This is a genomic window from Actinoplanes sp. NPDC026623 (assembly GCF_040638275.1).
In the GTDB taxonomy this organism is placed as follows: Bacteria; Actinomycetota; Actinomycetes; order Mycobacteriales; family Micromonosporaceae; genus Actinoplanes.
In genome coordinates this window covers 44,992-53,044 of record NZ_JBEZXZ010000039.1, presented here as the reverse complement: position 1 = coordinate 53,044, position 8,053 = coordinate 44,992, and the positions used below count along the sequence as shown (strand labels likewise).

Annotated in this window: 7 protein-coding genes; 1 reads left to right on the top strand and 6 read right to left on the bottom strand. The window is 72.1% G+C overall.

The genetic code is table 11. The features are described from left to right. Positions 1–45: 45 nt before the first annotated feature. From purL to purS, 3 genes are read right to left on the bottom strand one after another with little or no spacing between them, the layout of a single operon-like run. Positions 46–2,733 (bottom strand): phosphoribosylformylglycinamidine synthase subunit PurL, encoded by a 2,688-nt coding sequence (gene purL / locus AB0F10_RS14975; protein ID WP_360623974.1) that lies wholly within the window; start codon positions 2,731–2,733, stop codon positions 46–48. Continuing rightward, positions 2,730–3,443 carry a phosphoribosylformylglycinamidine synthase subunit PurQ gene (purQ, locus tag AB0F10_RS14970; protein ID WP_360623972.1) on the bottom strand — a complete coding sequence of 238 codons (714 nt, stop codon included), beginning with the start codon at positions 3,441–3,443 and terminating at the stop codon, positions 2,730–2,732. Before purQ ends, purL begins: the two co-directional genes overlap by 4 nt. Next, positions 3,440–3,706, bottom strand: a complete 267-nt coding sequence (purS, locus tag AB0F10_RS14965; protein WP_360623970.1) for a phosphoribosylformylglycinamidine synthase subunit PurS — start codon at positions 3,704–3,706, stop codon at positions 3,440–3,442. Before purS ends, purQ begins: the two co-directional genes overlap by 4 nt. Before the next feature lie 323 nt (positions 3,707–4,029). Here purS and AB0F10_RS14960 point away from each other — a divergent pair, with 323 nt between their 5' ends. After that, positions 4,030–4,713 (top strand): trypsin-like serine protease, encoded by a 684-nt coding sequence (locus AB0F10_RS14960; RefSeq protein WP_360623968.1) that lies wholly within the window; start codon positions 4,030–4,032, stop codon positions 4,711–4,713. A 74-nt stretch (positions 4,714–4,787) separates the two neighbouring features. Here the strand turns inward: AB0F10_RS14960 and purB are convergent, their stop codons facing one another. Genes purB through AB0F10_RS14945 form a run of 3 tightly spaced genes read right to left on the bottom strand, consistent with a single transcriptional unit; the run spans position 4,788 to position 8,043 of the window. Next, positions 4,788–6,209 carry an adenylosuccinate lyase gene (purB, locus tag AB0F10_RS14955; RefSeq protein WP_360623966.1) on the bottom strand — a complete coding sequence of 474 codons (1,422 nt, stop codon included), beginning with the start codon at positions 6,207–6,209 and terminating at the stop codon, positions 4,788–4,790. After that, positions 6,206–7,510 carry an MFS transporter gene (locus AB0F10_RS14950; RefSeq protein ID WP_360623964.1) on the bottom strand — a complete coding sequence of 435 codons (1,305 nt, stop codon included), beginning with the start codon at positions 7,508–7,510 and terminating at the stop codon, positions 6,206–6,208. The genes purB and AB0F10_RS14950 overlap by 4 nt, the downstream gene beginning before the upstream one ends. After that, the gene (locus tag AB0F10_RS14945) at positions 7,507–8,043 is read right to left on the bottom strand and encodes a helix-turn-helix domain-containing protein (protein WP_360623962.1); all 537 of its coding nucleotides are present in this window, start codon (positions 8,041–8,043) and stop codon (positions 7,507–7,509) included. Before AB0F10_RS14945 ends, AB0F10_RS14950 begins: the two co-directional genes overlap by 4 nt. Positions 8,044–8,053: the final 10 nt, after the last annotated feature.

Below are 8,053 nucleotides of genomic sequence, written 5' to 3'. Positions count from 1 at the left end.
GGCTGGGCCCGGGGCCCCGCCGTGGCGTTTCCGATCGTTCTGTGGTCAGGCCTTGCTCTCCGGATCGCCCGGCTGCTCCGGCTTGGCCGTCTCGGCCTCCGGCTCCGGAGTGATCGGGCCACCCGGCACCTCGACGACCTCGGCCACCGGGCCGTCTGCCTCCTGCGGCGCGGCCACCTCGGTCGCCGGCTCGCTGATCTCCAGCGTGACCGACGGACCGGCGCTCTCGGCAGCCTTCGCCGTCGCGTCACCGGCCACGGCGGCCGGCTTGACCGCCGGGGCGGCCGGGGCGTCGGCCGTCTCGGCCGGGCTGCCGAACAGGTTGCGCAGCGTCGCCGTGAAGGCCCCGCGCAGCTCGTCGAGCCCGATCGAGAACTCGTTCTGCACCTCGAGGACGGGCTCCGCGACGGTGACGCCGATCTGCACGCAGGAGACGTTGTGCTCCGCCGCGAGCGCCACGAAGGCCTTGTCGTGGCCGCGGGCCACCGCGACCAGCGCACGACCCGCGGACTCGCTGAACAGCCGCACGAACGGCGTGATCGTCGCGTCCTGCTCGGGAAGCGCGACCCGGGCGCCGACGTTGTGCCGCAGGCAGGACTCGACCAGCACCTGGGCGAGGCCGCCGTCGGAGAGGTCGTGCGCCGCGACGACGTGCTCGAGCTCGGCCGCCTGGGCCATCAGCCGGCCCAGCGCCTGCTCCTGTGCCAGGTCGACCTTGGGCGGGCGGCCGCCCAGGTGGCCGTGGGTGACCCACGCCCACTCGGAGCCGGACAGCTCGCACCGGGTGTCGCCCAGCAGGAAGAGCAGGTCACCGTCGGCGGCCACCGGCGGGAAGCCCATCGGGACCCGCCGCGCCACGTCGGCGAAGATGCCGAGCACGCCGACCACCGGGGTCGGGTGGATCGCGGCGGCGCCGGTCTGGTTGTAGAAGCTGACGTTGCCGCCGGTGACCGGGATGCCGAGCTGCTGGCAGCCGTCGGCGAGGCCGCGTACCGCCTCGGCGAACTGCCACATGACCGTCGGGTCCTCGGGGGAGCCGAAGTTGAGGCAGTCGGTCACGGCGACCGGGTCGGCACCGGTGACGGCGACGTTGCGGTAGGCCTCCGCCAGCGCCAGCCGGGCACCCTCGTAAGGGTCGAGCCGGGCGTAACGGCCGTTGCCGTCGACGGAGAGCGCGACGCCGAGCCCGGTGCGCTCGTCGATGCGCAGCACGCCGGCGTCCTCGGGCTGGGCGAGCACGGTGTTGCCGAGCACGTACCTGTCGTACTGCTCGGTGACCCAGCTCTTGTCGCAGAGGTTGGGCGACGCGATCATCCGCAACACCGTGGCGCGCAGCTCGTCCGGGGTGGACGGACGCGGCAGGGTCTCGGCGCGGTCGGCCTGCAGCAGGATCAGGTCGGCGGGTTCGCGGATCGGCCGGGCGTAGACCGGGCCGTCGTCGGCGAGCGAGCCGGGCGGCACGTCGACGACGACGTGGTCGTTCCAGCTGATCACCAGGCGGCCGGGCTGGCCGTCGGTGTCGCTGGGGGTGACCTCGCCGATGTTCGTGGCCCAGACGCCCCACTTCTCGGCGACCGCGAGCACCTCGGCGAGCTTCTCCGGGGCGACGATCAGGAGCATGCGCTCCTGCGACTCGCTGGCCAGGATCTCGGTCGGCGACATCGAGGCCTCGCGCAGCGGCACCCGCTCCAGGTAGACCCGCATGCCCGTGCCCGCGGCGGCCGCGGTCTCGGTGAGCGCGCAGGTCAGGCCCGCGCCGCCGAGGTCCTGGATGCCGACGACCAGGCCCGCGTCGTAGAGCTCGAGGCAGCTCTCGATGAGCAGCTTCTCCATGAACGGGTCGCCGACCTGCACCGACGGGCGGCGCTGCTCGGCGCCCTCGTCGAAGGTGGCGGAGGCGAGGACGGAGACGCCGCCGATGCCGTCGCGGCCGGTCCTCGCGCCCATCAGGACGACGATGTTGCCGACGCCGGCCGCCTCTTTGCGCTGCAGGCGCTCGACCGGCAGCACGCCGATGCTCAGCGCGTTGATCAGCGGGTTGCCCTGGTAGCAGGGGTCGAAGACGATCTCGCCGCCGATGTTGGGCAGGCCCAGGCAGTTGCCGTAGCCGCCGATGCCGGCGATGACGCCGGGCAGCACGCGCGCGGTGTCCGGGTGGTCCGCGGCACCGAAGCGCAGCGGGTCCATCACAGCCACCGGGCGGGCACCCATCGCGAGGATGTCGCGGACGATGCCGCCGATGCCCGTGGCGGCGCCCTGGTAGGGCTCGACGAAGCTCGGGTGGTTGTGCGACTCGACCTTGAAGGTGACCGCGAGCTCGTCGGAGATCTGCACGACGCCGGCGTTCTCGCCGATGCCCGCGAGCATCCGGGTGTTCTTCGGGGCCTTCTCGCCGAACTGGCGCAGGTGCACCTTGCTCGACTTGTAGGAGCAGTGCTCGCTCCACATGATCGAGTACATCGCCAGCTCGGAGGCCGTCGGGCGGCGACCGAGGATCTGGCGGATCCGGTCGTACTCGTCGTCCTTGAGGCCGAGCTCGGTGTGCGGCTGCAGCTCGTCGCCGGTGTTCAGCGCCCGCTCGACGGTGTCGGGACCCCCGTCGAACTGGTTGACCAGCACGTCGGTGGCGGCGAAGCCGGTCGGCTTGGCCTGGCCGGACGCGGCCGGCGGCTGGTTCGGTACCCCCGGCAGCGCCGCAGCGCCGCTGGTCGCCGTGTCGTGCTGGGTGGTCATCGCTGGGTTCCCCCTGTGAGCTGCCCGCCCGCGGCCGTCCCGGCCAGGTGCCGCAGGGCAGAGGTGAAGAAGCCGAGGCCGTCGAGCGACGGGCCGGTCAGTGCCTCCACCGCGTGTTCCGGATGCGGCATGATGCCGACCACGTTGCCGGCCGCGTTGGTGATCGCGGCGATGTCACGCTGCGAGCCGTTCGGGTTGCCGCGCGTGTAGCGGGCGACGACCCGGCCCTCGCCCTCGAGCTCGTCGAGGGTGCGCTCGTCCGCCACGAAGCAGCCCTCGCCGTTCTTCACCGGGATCAGGATCTCCTGCCCCTCGGTGTAGGCGTTCGTCCACGCCGTCGAGGCCGTCTCGATGCGCAGGTGCTGGTCGCGGTTGCGGAAGTGCAGGTGCTGGTTGCGGGTGAGCGCGCCCGGTAGCAGGTGGGCCTCGCAGAGAATCTGGAAGCCGTTGCAGATGCCGAGCACGGGCAGGCCGCCGCGGGCGGCGTCGGCGATGGTCTCCATGACCGGCGCGAACCGGGCGATGGCGCCGCAGCGCAGCGCATCGCCGTAGGAGAAGCCGCCGGGCAGGATCACGGCATCGACGCCGTGCAGATCCGGGTCGCCGTGCCAGAGGCGCACGGACTCGGCGCCGGCGATCCGCGCGGCACGGGCCGCGTCGCCGTCGTCGAGCGAACCCGGGAAGGTGACGACTCCGATCCGCATGGTCACGCGCTCATCTGAGCGGCGTCACCGGCAGTCTCGTCGACCCGGATCGAGAAGTCCTCGATGACCGGGTTGGCGAGCAACTTGTCGGCGATCTCGCGAGCGGCGTCGAGGTCGGGTTCGCCTGCGAACTCGATCTCGATCCGGCGACCGATGCGTACGGAGGAGATGTCGCTGACGCCGAGCCGCGGCAGCGCGTTGGCGACTGCCTGGCCCTGCGGATCGAGGATCTCCGGCTTGAGCATGACGTCGACGACGACGCGAGCCACGGGCACTCCTGACTGTGTAGGTGCGCAGTTGGGTGGCCCTCTAAGGGGCGAGCGGCCAAAGCCTACCCTGTACGACTCGCGCGCGAGGCAGCGGCTCGTGTCGGTAGGCCGACGCCAAGGGCACTGAGCAGGGCGTCTCGCCCCCCACCTCGCCGCCGCGGGCGTCACGGTGCGGTTTCAACTGATCACATTCGGTCACCCGCGTCATCGCACGGTGATATGTGTGAACTGAAGTCTTGTCGCGGAGGGCGGCCAACCTTACCGTTCGGTCGACATAGTTCGATGAATCCCCCGCATCGACAGACCATCGGAAGGAGCCCGGCGTGCGCATCCGCATCGTCGTCGCCTCTCTGGCCACCGCCCTGACCGGCGTCCTGGCCGTTCCCGCCGCCGCGAACGCGGCCGCGGTTGGACCGGACCCCATCATCGGTGGCAGCACCGTCGCCTCGGCGCCCTGGGCCGCCGCCGTCTTCACCAACGGCAGCTTCACCTGCTCGGGCACGATCATCTCGGCGAACTACGTGCTCACCGCCAAGCACTGCATCAGCGGCACGATGTCGGTCCGGATCGGAAGCGTCAACCGCACCTCGGGCGGCGTGACCCGCACCGTGACCTCGACGGTGACCCGCAACGACCTCGCGCTGATGCGCCTGAGCAGCGCCGTCTCGACGACCTACATGCCGCTGTCCAGCTCGTACCCGCCGGTCGGCTCGACGAACTCGCTCTACGGCTGGGGCCAGACCTGCTACAGCGGGTGCGGCGCCTCGACGACGCTGAAGACCGCGACGGTCCAGGTCACCTCGACCAACGGCACCGACGCGGCCGGCGGCCGGGCGATCGCATCGTCGGCGATCAGCGGCAACGCGTGGCGCGGCGACTCCGGCGGCCCGGAGGTATACAACGGCGCCCAGGTGGGCGTGGCGTCGACCGCGGACGGCCAGAGCCGGCAGTACTACGGAAGCGTCGCCTACAACCGGGCGTGGATCACCTCGACCGCGGGCGTCTGATAATTCCGTCGGGGCGCGGCGCGATGGAAGCTCCGCCGTGCCCCGACGGCACCAACTGGCACAAAATCGGACTGTTACAAGATCGGGGCGGGTGCGTACTTCGCCGCCTCCGGGTGGGCCGCGACGATCGCCGCCACCCGCTCCGCCACCGCCTGCACCTGTGCCGGGGCCGCGCCCACGAACGCCGCCCGGTCCGCCACCAGCGCGTCGATCTCCGCACGGGACAGCAGCAGCCGGCCGTCCGCCACCAGGCGGTCGAAGAGGTCGTTCTCCGCGATGCCCTTCTCGCGCATCGCCAGCGCGACGGCCACCGCGTGCTCCTTGATCACCTCGTGCGCCAGCTCCCGGCCGACGCCCTTGCGGACCGCCGCGACCAGCAGCTTCGTGGTGGTGAGGAAGGGCAGGAAGCGGTCCAGCTCGCGGGCGGCCACCGCCGGGTACGCCCCGAACTCGTCGAGCACCGTGAGGAAGGTCTGGAACAGCCCGTCGGTCGCGAAGAACGCGTCCGGCAGCGCCACCCGGCGGACCACGGAGCAGGAGACGTCGCCCTCGTTCCACTGGTCGCCGGCCAGCTCGCCGACCATCGACAGGTAGCCGCGGACGATCACCGCGAGGCCGTTGACCCGCTCCGACGAGCGCGTGTTCATCTTGTGCGGCATCGCCGACGAGCCGACCTGGCCCGGCTTGAAGCCCTCGGTGGCCAGCTCCTGGCCGACCATCAGCCGGATCGTGATGGCCAGCGACGACGGCGCCGCGACGACCTGTGCCAGCGCCGACACCACGTCGAAGTCCAGTGACCGCGGGTAGACCTGGCCGACGCTGGTCAGCACCCGGTCGAAGCCGAGATGCGCGGCGACCTTTCGCTCCAGCTCGGCCAGCTTCGCCGCGTCACCGTCGAGCAGGTCGAGCTGGTCGGCGGCGGTGCCGACGGGGCCCTTGATGCCGCGCAGCGGGTAGCGCCCGATCAGGTCGTCCAGCCGCTCGTACGCGATGAGCAGCTCCTCGGCGGCGCTGGCGAACCGCTTGCCCAGCGTGGTGGCCTGGGCCGCGACGTTGTGCGAACGGCCGGTCAGCACCAGGTCGCCGTATTCGAGCGCCCGCTCGGTGAGCCGGGCCAGGGTGGTGACGATGCGGCCGCGTACCAGCTCGAGCGAGGCCCGGATCTGCAGCTGCTCGACGTTCTCGGTGAGGTCGCGCGAGGTCATGCCCTTGTGGATGTGCTCATGTCCGGCCAGCGCGCTGAACTCCTCGATGCGCGCCTTCACGTCGTGCCGGGTCACCCGCTCGCGGCGGGCGATGCTATCGAGATCGACATCGTCGACCACCGCCTCGTACGCCTCGACAACGCCGTCCGGGAGCGCGACGCCGAGGTCACGCTGCGCCCGCAGGACGGCGAGCCACAGCCGGCGCTCCATCCGGATTTTTTCCTCCGGCGACCAGAGGTCGACGAGGTCGGCGGACGCATAACGGCTGGCCAGGACATTCGGGATGCTCACGCCGCCGATTCTTCCATGGTCGCGGTGGCGGCCTCCGCGCTCGTCGGCAGACGGTGCCGCAGGTTACGCACGGCCCCACTGCTCAGCATCCCGGCCACGGCGAGCGCGATGAGGGCGGCCGCGCCGACGAGGGCCGACTCGACGCCGACGGCCTCGGCGATCGGCCCGGCGACGACCTGCCCGATGGGTATCGCGACGAAGGAGCCGACCATGTCGTAGGAGTAGACGCGGGCGAGCCGGTCGGTGGGTATGTGCTCCTGCATCGTCGTCTCCCACGCGACCGAGAACTGTTCGATGCCGGCGCCCGCCAGGAAGGCGGCGCCGAGCAGCAGCCCGAGGTGCGGCACGGCGCCGAGGGTGAGCATCGGCAGCACCTCGAACGCGGTGCAGAGCACGCCGAGGAAGAGCAGCCGGCTGACCCGGATCCGCAAGGCGAGCACCGCGCCGAGCACCATGCCGACGGTCTGCGCGGCGAGCACGAGGCCCCAGGCCCGGCGGCCGACGGTGTCGTCGGCCACCACGGGCCCGAGCACGCTGATCCCGCCGCTGAGCGCCGCGTTGATGACGGCGAATCCGGCGACGACGACCCACAGCCAGGTACGGCTCCGGAACTCGGTCCATCCGGTCCGCAGATCCGTGACGATGCTGCCTCGGGCGGCCCCGGCGGCCGGCGCGGTGCCGGCGGACGGGAGGCGGAGCAGGGCGAAGGCGACAGCCGAGAGGCCGAACGTGGCGGCGTCGATCGCGATGCCCCAGCCCGGGCCGGCGGTCGCGACGATCACGCCGCCGACCGGGGCGCCGATGATGACCGCGCCGTTGAGGAAGAGGCGGTTCAGGGCGTTCGCCTGCTGGCGGATGTCGGCCGGCACGAGCTGCGGCACGATCGCCGCGGAGGCCGGCAGGGCCAGCGCGCCGACCATGCCGTTGACCGCGGACAGGGCGATCAACAGGGCGACCGTCGCCGTACCGGAGAGGACCAGGGCGGCGACCGCCGCCTGGGTGAGGGCCGCCGCGACGCTCGCGCCGACCATCAGCAGGTGTTTCGGCACCCGGTCGGCCAGCGCCCCGCCGAAGAGCAGGAACACGACGTTGACCAGCATCCGGGCGCCGACGACGAGGCCGAGGTCGCTCGGCGAGCCGGTCAGGTCGAGGACCGCGAAGGCCAGGGCGATGGGCGCGATCGCGTTGCCGAGCGCGTTGATCGAGCGGCCGGCGAGCAGGAAGCGGAACGGGGCGAGGCGCAGCGGCGCCAGGGTGCCCGTGCCGGCCCGGGCCGGCGGGTCGCTCGCGGGGCCGCTCACGAGTCCTCCATCCGGAACATCGCGAGGGTGGTGCTGGTGCGGACCGTCCCGGGGGTGTGCGGCGGTCGCGCCGCGTCGTGCAGGTCGCGGCCGGCCCGGGTGATCCGGTCGCGGATCTCGTGCCAGACCTGCGGGTCGATCCACAGCTCGGCGTCGACCATCGAGGCGCCGACGGACCAGTCGGCCTCCGCCGTGCGGCGGATCAGCTCGTTGGCGACCGCCGCGAACAGGGCGCGCTGGGAATCCGCGCCGTACTCACCTACGAGGTTTTCGCGGTCGCGATCGGCGTCGTAGCGGTAGCGCTTGGCGACGCCCCCGCGGATGCGCTCCTCGCCGCCCTGCACGATCAGGCCCGCGGCGAGCAGGTTGCGCATGTGGTAGCTGGCGTTGGCGTGGGTGAGCCCGAGCTCGCGGGCGACGTCGGCGGCGGTGAGCGGCGCGCCGGTCAGCAGCGACAGCATCCGCAGGCGGACCGGGTGTGCCATCGCCCGCAGCGCGGCCTGGCGGCGCTCCGGATCTTCTCCCAAAGACATGTTTGGGAGT